Source organism: Endozoicomonas atrinae (assembly GCF_001647025.1).
GTDB lineage: Bacteria > Pseudomonadota > Gammaproteobacteria > Pseudomonadales > Endozoicomonadaceae > Endozoicomonas > Endozoicomonas atrinae.
The window spans coordinates 1-523 of the sequence record NZ_LUKQ02000774.1; the positions used below are offsets into that span (position 1 = coordinate 1).

At 56.8% G+C, this 523-nt stretch carries 1 protein-coding gene; it reads right to left on the reverse strand.

Going from position 1 to position 523, the window contains the following annotated elements:
• Positions 1-523, reverse strand: a 523-nt coding sequence (locus AK963_RS34430; protein ID WP_066018863.1) for a phage adaptor protein, incomplete at both ends; no start/stop codon positions are given.

Consider the following 523-nt stretch of genomic DNA (forward strand, 5'->3'; position numbering starts at 1 on the left):
AAACATGGCCAGATAACTCTGCGCCTGCTGCATATTGGCTTCCGTTTCCATATCCATGCTGAATGCCCGGAACAGCATGTAGTTGATCACCGGGTTGATCCACAGCTCATCCAGACTGAATAACTGGGTGTCGGTGTCAAAATCGGTAATGGCTATTCGTGCGGGTGCCTGGCTGACCAGCAGATTAAGCGGGTGATCCGCCGGGGGCACAGGGTACACATAAAACACGGACGGACTTTTCTGGTCGTAGACAAACTGTTCCACATCCGTACCGGTGGCTGTCGTCCAGTTGGGCAACAGACTGTCGAGGCTGCTGCGGGTGGAGGCAATCACCGTCCGGCCTGTGGATGGATTGTCCACAATATCCAGCAACCGGTAAGTGCCGGGCGGCAGTGACTGCACCGCCTGCGGCTGACAGGTAAAGGGCAGGAGCTGAGAGTTCACATCAGGCCGGTTCTGCACCACCGCCAGTATCGCCTCGTTATAGGCATCCAGCAGGTTGGCATTGGTCCAGCGGGGAACG